Below are 12,928 nucleotides of genomic sequence, written 5' to 3'. Positions count from 1 at the left end.
ATGCCCGAGCGCCTGTCCGAGAAGCTGGTCGGGCGCGTGGTGGGTGTGTTCGCCCTGGCGTTTGATGATGGATTGCTGCGCGTGGTTTGAGTCTAGAGCCTCGCTGCGTCGCCTCCGCCGCCCACACCAGACTCCGATCATTCACGAGCGAGATGACAGAAAGCCAATCTGCTGAGCCCAGGGAAAGGGCCGCGCGAAGGGGGCCTATCTGCCCCAACGCCTGTAGACATTATCATGCGGCCCGACGTCGACGGCTACGTACAAGTCGGCTGCCTCTTTCCGCAGGATGATCCGGTCCCCTGCTTGTGGATCAATAATGAAGTACCCAGGCGCCCCCGCCAGCGGCCGGAAGTCTAAACTCGGGAGGGCCGGCTCTGTTTGAAACTTCGTAAGCGCTCGGATCGCGGCCTTCTGCCTATCCGGGGGCAGACGTTTCAGCGCCTTCGTAAATGTGTCCGCAGGGGTTAGACGGACCTTCATGCGATGGCTTGGGTCAGATACCGCTCGAGGTCGTCGGGGTTGTCGAACGTAGGTCCACTACGCGACGCCGGATCGAACTCTGCTCGTGCCGCCCTGAGGAAGGCAGCGTAATCCAGCCCCTCCTCATAGAAGCGGCGCCCAATTGAGAACATCCTGTCGTGCTGCGCTTTAACACGCGGGCGGAGTGCAGGCGGGAAGGTCTTCTCGACGCGCCTCATTCGCTTTTGAAGGCGCTCAAGTAACCTGAATTCCGCCTTCCGGCCTTTCTCGAATGTGTCGATCAGGCTAGTAAGGAACTCCACCGTTGAGGCCCGGTCAGAGCTTTCGAAACCCATGTTCCAGAGGCTTTCGCGGATCCGGCGACCGGTGTCGATCCAGATCTGAAGCTCCTTCTCGCTCTCAGCGATTTGCCGTTCGTATGACGCGGCCTCGCTCGCGAAATTCATATCGCCCGCTTCTCGTACGATCGCCGGCGGCGTCCATGCGAGATGTTTCATGAGCTCAATGAGCGTCGGGTCGGCAATCATCGGATCGGCACCTCTGGCTCAACATAGGCAATCAACGCCCACTCGTCACGTTCCGGCTGAACGGACGCTACCCATGGCCTTCCTCGAACGGCAGGGCACCGGATCCCCGCTGTCCCGCTATTTTTTTTAGCGACGGAAATGCGAGGGAGGAGTGTCCCGCATGGTGCACCCCTCCACGGAATGGAGGGGATCTGTTGCAGCGGCGCGATAGCCCTGGCGCATGGACCGCCCTAGCTCTGGGGCATGAACCACCCTACCGCTTATTCCCACCTCGCCGGCCGCGAGGTCTCCACCTGGTCCGAAGAATGGCGCCACGAATGCGAGGTCGCGGCCGTGCTCGCCATGAGCCCGACCCAGCGGAAGTCATTCTTCGACGGCTCGACCGACGGCGAGGGCCGCCCCGGCACGGCCGTGGGCGCGCCTTGAAGGAATCATTTGGCCACCGCTCGCTCTCGGTGTACCCCTGGTCATTGCAATGCTGACATTTGCTGACAACATCTGGCTAGCTGACGGCCCCGTTGTGGACGTCGCGGGTTTCCGCTACCCGACCCGCATGGCGGTCATCCGGCTGATGGACGGCGGGCTGTTCATCTGGTCGCCCGTGGCGCTCTCGGAACGGCTTCGGGAAGCGGTCGATGCGCTCGGGGAGGTGCGCCACCTGATCGCGCCCAACGCACACCACCACCTGTTTCTTGCTGACTGGCAGCGCGCCTATCCGACCGCGAAGCTCTACGCCCCGCCGGGGCTGCCGCGGCGGCGCAAGGACCTGAGGTTCGACATCGACCTGGGCGATGCGCCCGACGCCGCGTGGGCCGGCGACCTTGATCAGGTCCACGTTCCAAACCTTATCGCCACGGAGGTGGTGTTCTTCCACCGTGCGAGCCGAACCGTGCTGTTCACCGACCTGATCCAGCACTTTAAGCCTGGCTGGTTCATCGGGTGGCGAGCTCTGGTTGCTCGGCTCGACCTGATGGCCGCCCCTGAGCCAGAGGTCCCGCGAAAGTTCCGCCTCGCCTTCGTTGATCGGCCTGCCGCTCGCGACTCGCTCAGGCGCATTCTTGCCTGGCCAGCCGAGAAGGTCGTGATGGCGCACGCCGACCCCGTGGAGCGGGATGGCCGCGCCTTCATCTCGCGCGTCTTCCGCTGGTTACTGATCTGATCCGCGCCTTCCAAGAAAGTTCTCCGCGCGGCGTCGTTATCCGCCCGGTTGGCAGCCTTGTTCAGGAGCGCCTGCATAGCCATGATGGCCATACCCCGGCCTGCATATCCCCTAGGGTATAACCGTCATGGTCATACCTTCCGGCGGTCCCGCAGTTTTTGATGCGAAACAATAGCAAGGTGCGGCCGAGGACGGGCCGTGGTGGCCTCCCCTTGGCTAGGTGCCGAGCTAGCCGCACCCAATCAAAGGCAGGTGCGAACGCCGGACTTCACGAGGTCCTGCCACTCGGGTCCAAGAGCTGACTTCGCATCAATAGCCTGTTCCGCGCCCGGCTCGCCTTCACGGAACATGACGACCGAGAGCTGGCGATCATGTGACCCGGCTACGATCGTAGGGCCGGGAACATAGGTGGTCGTGGCATTGTAGCTGCCGTAGCCGCGCCCATAGTTCATGGTGCCGGCCGTCTGGTAGCTGCCGGGCATCTGAGAGACCGACACATTATTCTGAGCTGCGCCGCCGGCGATGATGTAGCGGTCATAGCCAGCGCGAATTGTCTCGATGGCAGCGGTTTTCGCCGCGACCCGAGCCGCGCCTTGTGAACCGCAAGCTGGCGCTGCGCCGGCGTCGATCAACATCGTGTTGGCTGATGTGCGAGTGGCTGAGGCCCCCGCACAGCCGCCCAAAGCTCCTGCGATCAACGCCACAACGACAATGGTTCTCATTGGTGCCCCCAAGCTCATTGAGAGGACCCTAATCAGACCCTGAGATGATTCGGGTTGTGGCGCTGCAACACTAACGCGCAAAGCGTCTTTCGGATGCCATGATGGCAACACCTAGCCAGGGGAGGGGGCTGAAGTGAACCGCCGCGCCTGTTCAGGGCTGCGCACCACCCCGGCGAAGCCCCTAACGAGCAAGTGTTAGGGTGATTGTTAGGGCGATCAAACCAGTCGTTGAAAATCCATCAGATTTGCCAACGACTTACACTGGTAAGTTGGCGGAAGGGGTGGGATTCGAACCCACGGTGGAGTTGCCCCCACGGCGGTTTTCAAGACCGCTGCCTTAAACCGCTCGGCCACCCTTCCCGTCAGGTGCCCCGGCAGCGGCGGCGCGAGGCTCGCCCTGTTTAGGGCTGGCGGTCGTGGGCCGTCAACAGCCGGCGGGGAGCGGGCCATGATCCGCGGATCAACGGATCCTGTGACCCGCGCCCCTTGCTTAACCGTTCGTTAACCATCTTGGCCGACTTCTGGAGACCGGCCTCCTTCGGTCAAAGGATCACCTGATCCGCCGGCCTCAAGGAGCGTCGCGGGCCGCGCCGACTTCCCGCCGCGGCCCTGACCGGAACCAGAAGGGACTTTCTATGAAGGCCATCACCTTCGTGACCCAGAAGGGCGGCAGCGGCAAGAGCACGCTCTGCATCTCTCTGGCCGTCGCGGCCCAGGAGGCCGGAGCCAACGTGTGCATCCTGGAGATGGACCGTCAGGCCACGGTGAGCGACTGGGCGGAGCACCGCCAGAGCGAGACGCCGGAGGTCGCCCAGGTCGACGAGACGCAGCTCGCCGACGTGATGCGCGTGCTCCAGGGCTCGGCCTACGACTACGTCTTCATCGACACGCCGGGCGTCGACAGCCCTGGGACGCTCTCGGCGATCCGCGCCGCCGACCTCTGCATCATCCCGTGCCGGCCCACGCCCGCGGACCTGCGGGCCTTCAAGCCGACCCTCGCGGCCATCTACCGCCTGGAGAAGCGCTTCGCCTTCGTGCTGAACCAGACGCCGCCGCGCTCCTACCGCAATCGCGACGCCGCCGACGGCCTCGCCGTGCTCGGGGTGTTGCCGGACGTGAACGTCGTCGCCCGGACGGACCATCAGGACGCCATCGGCCTCGGCAAGGGCGTCACGGAGTACAACCCCTCGGGCCAGGCGGCGCAGGAAATCCGCAAGCTCTGGGCATGGATCGAGAAGCGGGCTTCGGCCAGCACCGACAAGCGGACACAGGTGACCAAGCATGTCAAAGCCGCCTAAACTCAGCCTCAAGTCCATCGTGGCCGCGTCGGTGTCCTCGTCCGTCCAGGGCGAGCACGACGCGATCCAGCTGCCGCCCGCCCTGTCGCCGTCCTCGATGGAGCGCTTGCGCCCGCTGAAGGAGCGGGCGAAGCAGATGTCGGTCTATCTGGAGCCGGCGGTGCACGATCAGCTGCGCGACATCGCGCACGCCGAGCGCAAGAAGATGCATGCGCTGATGCTCGAAGGACTCGATCTGCTCTTCAAGAAGCGGGGCGCCTCGTCCATCAAGCAGCTCAACGCCCGCGTCCCCCGCTGAGGCAGCGAACGAACGGGCCGGACGCCCGCAAGCCCGCCTGGGCGACGCGGGCGTCCGGAGCCCTCACCAGGTCTCGACCCAGTCGTCGATCTCTGACCAGGGGTCCCGGAGCCAGGCCGGCCCCTCCTGCGGTGCCCGCAGGCGGGCGATGCCGCGGTCCGGCGCCGGGGTCTGCCGCCTCGGCACCATCTCGTCGGCCGGGCCCGTGCGGGCCACCGGCTCGCGAACGCGCTCCGGAGCGGCCGGGATCGATCGGGCGCGGCTCAACTGAGCGGGGGGCTTCTCGGAACCTGAGCCGTCGAGGCCGCCGACGCCGCCCGCAATCCGCCGGAAGAGCTCGCTCGGAGCGCCACCTCCGGCGAGCGCTCCACCGGGAACATCCCGGCGTTTGCCCATCCAGACGCCGAGAACCCGGCTCTCGCTCCAGCCGATGAACCAGGCGTCGGCGTTGCCGGTGCTCGTGCCGGTCTTGCCGTAGACCGCCGCGGATCGCAGACTCGCGCCGCGCCCTGTTCCGCTGCGCACCACCTCGCGAAGGATCGCCCGGGTGGGCTCGATGCAGCGCTGCGGGATGACCCGCGTGCGGATGGGGTCCATGAAGCTCGCGCGCACCTGCCCGCGGCCGTCGACGACGGCCAGCACGCCGCTCGGAGCGACCCGGAAGCCGCCGTTGGCTACGCTCGCGTAGGCTGCCGTCATGGTCATGACGCTCGTCGAGAACGTCCCGAGCACGAAGGCCGAATCGGGATTGGCCCCGGGATCGACGCCGAGTTCCCGGCTGACCTCCGCGACCTTCCTGACGCCGATCTCCCAGGCAAGACGCACCGCCGCCGCGTTCCGCGATTGGGCGAACGCCTCCATCAAGGTCGTCTGGCCCCGGTAGCCGACGGCGCCGTTCGAGGGCCAGTCACCCGTCACGGGGAGGTCAAGGATGGGGCTCGTGGGCTTCCGGCCGGCCTCGCAGGCTGCCACCATGAGAGCGAGCTTCGCCGTCGAGCCGGGTTGCACCTGCGACTTGACGGCCGTGTTGAACTGCCGCTTCGACCAGTCGATGCCCCCGATCATGGCCCTGACCCGACCGTCGCCCGTCATCATCACGGCGCCAGCCTCGTACTCGGCCGGGATAGCGCCTTGCGTCACCATTTCGGCAAGATTTCGTTCGGCGAGGCGCTGGCTGCGGGCGTCGAGGGTCACGAAGAAACGGACGGTCTCGCCTTCCTTCACGTGGTCGGGGGCCCAGACCTGGGTGATCCACTCGGTGAAGGGCTGTGGCTGGATCTTGAACGGCGGCAGGATTCCCGGACGGATGCCGAGCTTCAAGGCGCGCTGCTGCTCGGCGCGGGTGATTCGCCCCTGCTGCGCCATGAGCTCCAGGACGAGCTTGGCCCGCTCGTGCGCCCGCTCGCGCGTGGACTCCTTGAGCGGGTTGAGGCGCGCGGGCGCCTGCACCATCCCGGCAAGCAGGGCCGATTCGTAAAGGTTGAGGTCCTTCGGTTCCTTGCGGAAGTAGTGCCGGCTCGCGCGATAAAGGCCCACGATCTCGCGACCACCGAACTCGATCTGGTTCAGGTAGGCGGCGAGCAGCTCCTGCTTGCCGACCGCTTCGTCGAAGGCACCCGCATGCCAGATCTCGGCGCGCTTGCGCTCCAGCTTGCTGACAAGATCCGAGCGCTGGAGGTCGTGGAACACGAGATTCTTGAGGAGCTGCATGGGGATCGTGCTGCCGCCCCGGCTGAGTCCCCCACGCAGCACCGCCGCGAGCGCCCGGAAATCCACTCCGCCGTGCTCGAGGAAGCGGCGGTCCTCGACGGCGATGATCGCCTTCTTCACCGATTCGGGGATCTCGGCCGGCTTCAGCACCACCGGGCAGCGACAATAGGATTCCCAACCGGTCGCGGTACGGGTCACCATCACCTGCGGCGCCGCTACGAGGGTGCGGATCTCCTTCGGGCTCAGGTCCCAGATCGAGCGGCCCTCCTCCGCCGCGACGGGGGAGGGGAGGGCGAAGGCGGCCAGAACGGCGGCCGTCCCGAGAAGGCGTTTCATCCTGTGCCGAACGGCCTCCGGCGGCGCGGAACGCGCCACGTCCCACTCGATGTGCGATCGGAGAATGGGTTTCACAAGATCGGAAGATGTCGCCGTTGCTTGGGGCGCCCGGGCTCATGGGTTCTCCGGTGGACGATGGCACGAAGGCGTGCCGGCCCGGCATTTGGCAGCTTGAACCAAGCTCAGCCACATGCAGTTGTTCTCCTACGGGACTGCTGGAGCGGAGACATGCCCGATCGCACGACTCTCGAAGCCGAGCTGCGTGACCTGGACGAGCGGCGCGAGCGCATCGAGCGGGTCCTGCGAGGTGCCCTTGATCGCCAGCGCTTCGCCGGCGATCCACAGATCGTGGCGAATGCACAGGCCGACGAACGCAATGCGTTGCGCGAGCTCGACCGGCTGATGACCCGCTCCCGTGCGGTCGAGGGACAGCTGCTGCAGCAACGCGGCAACACTTGAGGCCCATGCTGTGGATGCTCGCCACGTTGCGGCCAAGCTGCCGCAATCTCGCCCCACTTCGACCGTTGCTGGGCGGACAGAGAAACGACCGAGCTCGGCTGTTTCCGGCGCGCCACACTCACGCTTAATCGTGTGATGGGGTCTTCTCCTCAGGTCCGCTTTAACGGATCGTTGGGAGCTGTTCGGCTAGCAATCGATAATCGGAATGACGGGGCGAGATCGCATGCAGTTCCACCGGACCGGGGCAGACGCCGCCGCGATCTCGCCCAAGCGTGCTGCGCTCGTATCGCCCACGCTCGTGAAGCTCGCCTGCGTGGCGGGTGCGGCTCTCCTGACCGCGAATTGCGGCTCGCAGCAGCGGGTGGCGGGCGGGGGCGGGATCGATCCCAAATACGGCGTGGCGCCCAGCCCACGCGTGGTCGCCGAGGGTGAGCCCGTGCCGAAAGGCGGCGGCCGCGATCAGATCGGGCAACCCTACCGCGTCGCCGGTCGGACTTACGTGCCCCGCGAGGATCGCAACTACAGCCGGGAGGGTCTCGCTTCCTGGTACGGCTCCGCGTTCCACGGCCGCCGCACCGCAAACGGCGAGGTATTCGACCGGCATTCCGTCTCGGCGGCCCATCCGACGATGCCGCTTCCGAGCTATGCCCGCATCACGAACGTCTCAAACGGCCGCTCGATGATCGTTCGGGTGAACGACCGCGGCCCCTATCACGCCAACCGCCTCATCGACGTGTCGCAGTCAGTCGCCGACGCCCTGTCGTTCCGTCAGGTCGGGACGGCGCGCGTGCGTGTCGATTACGTGGGGCGGGCGAGCCTCGCGGGCAGCGACGACCGCATCCTGATGGCCTCGCTCCGGACCGACGGCCGCCCGGCCACGATGCCGGGCACCACCCAGCCCGTCATGGTCGCGAGCGCCGAGCCCGAGACCCGGACGCTGCCCGTCCTCCGTCAGGCGCCGCAGGCACCCGCGCTCGTCGCGAGCCCCACCGTCGTGCCGACCCGCCTCGCGATGGCGCCGGTCGAGACGCGCGCCGAGCCGCCTCGCATAGTCAGCAACGTCCCGATGCCGCCCGAGCGCCCCTACGACCTCGGCCGCGCGGCAGCCGCAGCCGGGCCTGCGCTGCGCCTGTCCAACGCTCGGGCCGATCGTCCGACCGTCGCCGGTCTCTTCTTCGCGCCCGCCGGGCATGACACGGCCTCGTTCCGTCGCGACGACCCCTTCGCGGGCCTGGCTCCCCAGCGCTTCGTTTCCCTGCGGACGGAGCGCTGATCCGCCCCCGGGCGCGTTGCTTTTTCGCGAACGTTTTCGCACAGTCCGGCCGGCCAACATCTGGAGCCCGGTCATGCGTCGCGTCGAAGCCTGGAGCCTGCACCTTCTGACGATCCTGGGCTTGGCGGCCCTGCTGGCCGCCCCGCCGGCCTTGGCGCAGAACTTCCAGACAGCCGCCCCGCAGGCGATCCTGGTGGATGCCGGCTCCGGCACCGTCCTGTTCGAGAAAGCCGCCGACGAGCCGATGGCGCCGGCCAGCATGGCCAAGATCATGACGGTCGAGGTGGTGTTCGACCAGCTCAAGCAGGGCAAGCTCACCCTCGACAGCGAGTTCCCGATCTCCGAGGGCGCCTGGCGGCGCGGCGGCGGTCCGTCGGGCGGATCCTCGATGTTCGCCCAGGTGGGAAGCCGCATCAAGCTGGGCGACCTGTTGCGCGGCATCATCGTTCAATCGGGCAATGACGCGGCCATCGCGGTCGCGGAGGGTATCGCCGGCAACGAGGACAACTTCGCCCGCATGATGACGGCGCGGGCGCGGGAGCTCGGCCTCGCCAACAGCACGTTCCGCAACGCGACCGGGTTCGGGCATCCCGACCAGAAGGTCACCGCCCGCGACCTCGCCAAGCTCACGCTCCATGTCATCGAGACCTACCCGGACCTCTACAAGATCTTCAAGGAGGAAGAATTCACCTGGAACCGGATCCGCCAGCGTAACCGCAATCCGCTGCTGTCGATGGATATCGGCGCGGACGGGGTGAAGACCGGCAACATCGACGAGTCCGGGTTCGGCCTCGTGGGCTCGGCGGTCCAGAACGGGCAGCGGCTGATCGTGGTGGTGAACGGGCTCAAGAACAGCCGCGACCGCGCCAACGAGGCTCGCAAGCTCCTCGACTGGGGCTTCCGCGCCTTCGAGGCGCGCCAGCTCTTCGCGGAGGGCGAGCCGGTCGGTGGAGCGAGGGTGTTCGGCGGGTCTCAGCGCTCCGTCCCGCTTATCGCGAAGAAGCCGATCAGCGTTCTCGTCCCTCGCGGGGCGAACGAGCGGATCTCGGCGAAGATTCTCTACACGGGACCGTTGACCGCACCGGTGAAGCAGGGCGCCCCCGTGGCACGGCTGCGCATTACCCGCGGCGAGATCCAGGCGCTCGACATTCCCCTCTACGCGGCCGAGGAGGTCGGCGTGGGGAGCCTGCCGCAGAGGGCGCTCGACGGGGCGCTGGAGCTCGGCGGCGATCTGTTCCGGCGCGGCTTCGCGGCCGTCAAGGGCTCGTGATAGCCCTAAAGCGGGCCGGCCTGAGCGTAGGGAGCGCCCGGCATCGATGAAAGGGCTCTTCATTACCCTTGAGGGCGGGGAGGGCGCGGGGAAGTCGACCCAGGTCGAGCGCCTGAGCCGGCGGCTGCGCGACAGCGGCCGCGAGACGGTCGTGACCCGTGAGCCCGGCGGCTCGCCACGCGCGGAACTGATCCGCGCAAGCATCCTGGCAGGGGAGGGGAAGGCGTTCGGCCCGCTGGCGGAGGCGCTGATGTTTTCCGCAGCGCGCGCCGACCACGTCGAAACCGTCATCCGGCCGGCCCTCGCCCGGGGCGCCGTCGTTCTGTGCGACCGCTTCGCCGATTCGACCCGCGCCTACCAGGGGTCACGGGGCGAGGTGGACGAGGCGACGCTCCGGGCTCTCGAACGGGTGGTGGTCGGGGCGACCAAGCCCAACCTCACTCTCATCCTCGACCTGCCGGCCGACATCGGCCTTACCCGCGCGGCCGCCCGCAGGCGCGAGGGACGTCAGGCGGCCGACCGGTTCGAGCAGGAGGACATCGACTTCCATGCCCGCCTGCGCGAAGCGTTCCTGGCGATCGCCCGGGCCGAGCCCGAGCGGTGCGCGGTCATCGACGCGCGGGGCGAGCCGGGTCAGGTCGCCGACGAGATCTGGCGCACGATCCGCGAGCGCGTGGGCGTGAAAACGCTCCTTACGAGACCCTGACAGGATGAAAGCACCCTCGTCCGCCGAGATCGAACCCGACGCCCTGCAGGGCGCGCCCCATCCGCGCGAGCGACTGGTCCTGTTCGGCCAGACTCAAGCCGAGGCCTCGGTGCTGGACGCCTATGCAGCCGGCCGTCTGCACCATGCCTGGCTGATCGGCGGGCCGCAGGGGATCGGCAAGGCGACATTCGCGTACCGGGTCGCGCGCTTCCTCCTGGCGCAGACCCCCGGCGCTCCGCGACCGGGCGGTTCCCTCGCGGTCTCGCCGGATTCGCCAGTCGCGCGCCAGGTCGCGGCTCAGGCGCATCCGAACCTGATGGTGCTGCGGCGGCAGCCCGCCACCGAGAAGAAAGGACCCTCGACCACCATCCCCGTGGAGACGGTGCGCAAGGCGGTGTCGATGTTCGGCTCGACGGCGGCGAACGGCGGGTACCGGGTCTGCATCGTCGATAGCGCCGAGGATCTCACGACGGCCAGCGCCAACGCGCTTCTCAAGCTCGTCGAGGAGCCCCCGGCCCGCTCGGTCTTTCTCATCGTCGCCCACCGGCCGCAGAGCGTCTTGCCGACGATTCGGTCCCGCTGCCGCCGTCTGCTCCTGCGCCCGCTGGAGCCACCGGACCTGCGCGACGTGATCGGCTCGCTCGGCTCGCCCTGGTCGGAGGCGCCCGGCGAGGATGTGACCCGGGCGATCGAGTTGAGCGAGGGCTCTGCCCGCCGCTGCCTGGAGATGCTCGACCCGGCCCGCGCGCGGCTGGTCGAGAGCGTGCGCGCCATGCTCGACCGACTGCCCGAGCAGGACCTGAAACGGGTCCTGACCCTTGCCGAGAGCCTTGCCAAGAAGGACGCCGAAGCGGATTACGAACTGGCCCTCGAGACGGTCGAGCGCTGGATCGGCGACCGGATCTCGGCGGCCGCAGGCGCAGGCCCGGCCCGTCTTGCACCCCTTGTGGAGGTGTGTGACAAGATCCGCCGATCGGCGAGGGAGGTCGACGTGTACAACCTCGACCGGCGGCCGCTCGTCCTCACCCTGTTCGGCGATCTCGCCGACGCCGTCCGGGCGGCGGCCTGAACGCTCCCTTCACGTCCGGTCCGAGAGGCACGCCGTCCATGGGCGACAAGACCTTCTACATCACGACGGCGATTCACTATCCGAACGGCCGTCCGCATATCGGGCATGCCTATGAGATGGTATCGGCCGACGCGATCGCGCGCTTCAAGCGCCTCGACGGCTACGACGTCTTCTTCATGACCGGCACGGACGAGCACGGGCTCAAGATCCAACAGACCGCGACGAAGAACGGCACGACCGCGCGCGCCTATGTCGACGAGATGGCGCCCGTGTTCCGCGCCATGGCCGAGCGCCTGGACTGCTCCTTCGACCGCTTCATCCGCACCACCGACCCGGACCACTATGCCTCCGTCCAGGAGTTGTGGCGGCGCATGGAGGCGAATGGGGACATCTACCTGTCGAAATATGCCGGCTGGTACTCGGTCCGTGACGAGGCCTATTACGACGAGGGCGAGCTGACGCTCCAGCCCGACGGCTCGCGCCTTGCGCCGACCGGCACCCCGGTCGAGTGGGTGGAGGAGGAGAGCTACTTCTTCCGCCTCTCGGCCTACCAGGACCGCCTGCTCCAGCTCTATGATTCGCAGCCCTCTTTCATCGGTCCGGACACCCGCCGCAACGAGATCGTGAGCTTCGTCCGGCGCGGCCTGGAGGATCTCTCCATCAGCCGCACCACGTTCGACTGGGGCGTGCCGGTTCCGGGCAATCCGAAGCACGTCATGTATGTCTGGGTCGACGCGCTCACCAACTACGTGACGGGCTGCGGCTTTCCCGACGCGTCCGACCGACGCTGGCGCTTCTGGCCTGCGGACGTGCATATCATCGGCAAGGATATCGTCCGGTTCCACACGGTCTACTGGCCGGCCTTCCTGATGTCGGCGGGCCTGCCGCTCCCGAAGCGGGTGTTCGGCCATGGCTTTCTCCTCAACAAGGGGGAGAAGATGTCGAAGTCGGTGGGCAACGTCGTCGATCCGTTCGACCTCGCGGATGCCTACGGCGTCGACCAGCTGCGCTACTTCTTCATGCGCGAGGTGCCCTATGGCGGCGACGGCAGCTACTCGCACGAGGTGATCGTCAACCGGATCAACGCGGATCTTGCCAACGACCTCGGCAACCTCGCGCAGCGCTCGCTGTCCATGATCGCGAAGAATCTGGAGGGGAGGGTGCCCGAGCCGGGCGAGCTGACCGAGGCCGACCGCGCGATCCTCTCCCAGGCCGACGCGCTCCCGGAGCGGGCCCGCCGCGCCATGGGGGACTACGCGCTCCACACGGCGCTGGCGGACATCTGGGCCGTCGTGGCGGAGGCCAACCGGTACTTCGCGTCGCAGGAGCCCTGGACCCTGCGCAAGACCGACCCGGCCCGCATGGCGACGGTGCTCTACGTTACGGCGGAGGTGCTGCGGGCGGTCGGCGTCTTGGCGCTACCGTTCGTGCCGACGGCCGCCGCCAAGCTCCTCAACCTTCTCGCCGTCGCGCCCGACGGGCGGGTTCTCGCGAGGGTAGGGGAGGGGCATCGGCTCGCCCCCGGCACCCCGCTTCCCGCGCCGGCTCCGATCTTCCCGCGCTATGTGGAGCCGGAGGAGGCGTAGGCCCGCTCCCCGCGCCGCGCGGGGCCGGGAGGTCG

At 67.6% G+C, this 12,928-nt stretch carries 13 protein-coding genes and 1 tRNA gene; 10 read left to right on the top strand and 4 right to left on the bottom strand.

The features are described from left to right. Positions 1–476 precede the first annotated feature (476 nt). Positions 477–1,007, bottom strand: a complete 531-nt coding sequence (locus F0L46_RS04830) for a hypothetical protein (RefSeq protein ID WP_149815906.1) — start codon at positions 1,005–1,007, stop codon at positions 477–479. A 243-nt stretch (positions 1,008–1,250) separates the two neighbouring features. On the opposite strand from F0L46_RS04830, the gene F0L46_RS04825 reads away from it, so the two are divergent. Further along, positions 1,251–1,433 carry a DUF7696 family protein gene (locus F0L46_RS04825; protein WP_149815905.1) on the top strand — a complete coding sequence of 61 codons (183 nt, stop codon included), beginning with the start codon at positions 1,251–1,253 and terminating at the stop codon, positions 1,431–1,433. Positions 1,434–1,482: 49 nt separating this feature from the next. Next, positions 1,483–2,166 (top strand): DUF4336 domain-containing protein, encoded by a 684-nt coding sequence (locus F0L46_RS04820; protein WP_149815904.1) that lies wholly within the window; start codon positions 1,483–1,485, stop codon positions 2,164–2,166. 242 nt (positions 2,167–2,408) lie between these two features. On the opposite strand, the gene F0L46_RS04815 is transcribed toward F0L46_RS04820, so the two are convergent. Beyond that, positions 2,409–2,801 carry a hypothetical protein gene (locus tag F0L46_RS04815; protein ID WP_240539870.1) on the bottom strand — a complete coding sequence of 131 codons (393 nt, stop codon included), beginning with the start codon at positions 2,799–2,801 and terminating at the stop codon, positions 2,409–2,411. 357 nt (positions 2,802–3,158) lie between these two features. After that, a tRNA-Ser gene (locus tag F0L46_RS04810) sits at positions 3,159–3,248 on the bottom strand. Positions 3,249–3,523: 275 nt separating this feature from the next. Here F0L46_RS04810 and F0L46_RS04805 point away from each other — a divergent pair. Continuing rightward, positions 3,524–4,186 carry an AAA family ATPase gene (locus tag F0L46_RS04805; RefSeq protein ID WP_149815902.1) on the top strand — a complete coding sequence of 221 codons (663 nt, stop codon included), beginning with the start codon at positions 3,524–3,526 and terminating at the stop codon, positions 4,184–4,186. Beyond that, positions 4,170–4,484 carry a ribbon-helix-helix domain-containing protein gene (locus tag F0L46_RS04800; protein ID WP_149815901.1) on the top strand — a complete coding sequence of 105 codons (315 nt, stop codon included), beginning with the start codon at positions 4,170–4,172 and terminating at the stop codon, positions 4,482–4,484. Before F0L46_RS04805 ends, F0L46_RS04800 begins: the two co-directional genes overlap by 17 nt. Positions 4,485–4,547: 63 nt before the next feature. Here the strand turns inward: F0L46_RS04800 and F0L46_RS04795 are convergent, their stop codons facing one another. Beyond that, a complete protein-coding gene (locus F0L46_RS04795; protein ID WP_210247601.1) occupies positions 4,548–6,530 on the bottom strand; it encodes a transglycosylase domain-containing protein in 1,983 nt (660 codons plus the stop codon). A 228-nt stretch (positions 6,531–6,758) separates the two neighbouring features. Here F0L46_RS04795 and F0L46_RS04790 point away from each other — a divergent pair, with 228 nt between their 5' ends. The 6 genes from F0L46_RS04790 to metG all read left to right on the top strand — a co-directional run bounded on the left by F0L46_RS04790 (position 6,759) and on the right by metG (position 12,893). Then, a complete protein-coding gene (locus F0L46_RS04790; RefSeq protein ID WP_149815900.1) occupies positions 6,759–6,989 on the top strand; it encodes a hypothetical protein in 231 nt (76 codons plus the stop codon). 205 nt (positions 6,990–7,194) lie between these two features. Continuing rightward, a complete protein-coding gene (locus tag F0L46_RS04785) occupies positions 7,195–8,262 on the top strand; it encodes a septal ring lytic transglycosylase RlpA family protein (protein WP_240539869.1) in 1,068 nt (355 codons plus the stop codon). 73 nt (positions 8,263–8,335) lie between these two features. Beyond that, positions 8,336–9,532: a D-alanyl-D-alanine carboxypeptidase family protein gene (locus tag F0L46_RS04780; RefSeq protein ID WP_149815899.1), complete on the top strand. Its 1,197-nt coding sequence runs from the start codon at positions 8,336–8,338 to the stop codon at positions 9,530–9,532. Between the two features lie 46 nt (positions 9,533–9,578). Further along, the gene (gene tmk, locus F0L46_RS04775) at positions 9,579–10,238 is read left to right on the top strand and encodes a dTMP kinase (protein ID WP_149815898.1); all 660 of its coding nucleotides are present in this window, start codon (positions 9,579–9,581) and stop codon (positions 10,236–10,238) included. A 4-nt stretch (positions 10,239–10,242) separates the two neighbouring features. Next, complete coding sequence (locus F0L46_RS04770) at positions 10,243–11,307, top strand: DNA polymerase III subunit delta' (RefSeq protein WP_149815897.1); 1,065 nt, start codon at positions 10,243–10,245, stop codon at positions 11,305–11,307. 38 nt (positions 11,308–11,345) lie between these two features. Next, entirely contained in the window at positions 11,346–12,893 is a 1,548-nt protein-coding gene (metG, locus tag F0L46_RS04765) for a methionine--tRNA ligase (protein WP_149815896.1), read from the top strand. Positions 12,894–12,928 lie beyond the last annotated feature (35 nt).

It is taken from the genome of Salinarimonas soli (assembly GCF_008386575.1).
In the GTDB taxonomy this organism is placed as follows: Bacteria; Pseudomonadota; Alphaproteobacteria; order Rhizobiales; family Beijerinckiaceae; genus Salinarimonas_A; species Salinarimonas_A soli.
This window is presented reverse-complemented; position numbering and strand designations above follow the sequence as displayed.

Excerpts from the sequence above, each read along its gene's own strand:
- F0L46_RS04830 (WP_149815906.1), bottom strand. The coding sequence starts at position 1,007 with ATGATTGCCGACCCGACGCTCATTGAGCTCATGAAACATCTCGCATGG.
- F0L46_RS04825 (WP_149815905.1), top strand. The coding sequence starts at position 1,251 with ATGAACCACCCTACCGCTTATTCCCACCTCGCCGGCCGCGAGGTCTCC.
- F0L46_RS04820 (WP_149815904.1), top strand. The coding sequence starts at position 1,483 with ATGCTGACATTTGCTGACAACATCTGGCTAGCTGACGGCCCCGTTGTG.
- F0L46_RS04815 (WP_240539870.1), bottom strand. The coding sequence starts at position 2,801 with ATGTTGATCGACGCCGGCGCAGCGCCAGCTTGCGGTTCACAAGGCGCG.
- F0L46_RS04805 (WP_149815902.1), top strand. The coding sequence starts at position 3,524 with ATGAAGGCCATCACCTTCGTGACCCAGAAGGGCGGCAGCGGCAAGAGC.
- F0L46_RS04800 (WP_149815901.1), top strand. The coding sequence starts at position 4,170 with ATGTCAAAGCCGCCTAAACTCAGCCTCAAGTCCATCGTGGCCGCGTCG.
- F0L46_RS04795 (WP_210247601.1), bottom strand. The coding sequence starts at position 6,530 with ATGAAACGCCTTCTCGGGACGGCCGCCGTTCTGGCCGCCTTCGCCCTC.
- F0L46_RS04790 (WP_149815900.1), top strand. The coding sequence starts at position 6,759 with ATGCCCGATCGCACGACTCTCGAAGCCGAGCTGCGTGACCTGGACGAG.
- F0L46_RS04785 (WP_240539869.1), top strand. The coding sequence starts at position 7,195 with ATGACGGGGCGAGATCGCATGCAGTTCCACCGGACCGGGGCAGACGCC.
- F0L46_RS04780 (WP_149815899.1), top strand. The coding sequence starts at position 8,336 with ATGCGTCGCGTCGAAGCCTGGAGCCTGCACCTTCTGACGATCCTGGGC.
- tmk (WP_149815898.1), top strand. The coding sequence starts at position 9,579 with ATGAAAGGGCTCTTCATTACCCTTGAGGGCGGGGAGGGCGCGGGGAAG.
- F0L46_RS04770 (WP_149815897.1), top strand. The coding sequence starts at position 10,243 with ATGAAAGCACCCTCGTCCGCCGAGATCGAACCCGACGCCCTGCAGGGC.
- metG (WP_149815896.1), top strand. The coding sequence starts at position 11,346 with ATGGGCGACAAGACCTTCTACATCACGACGGCGATTCACTATCCGAAC.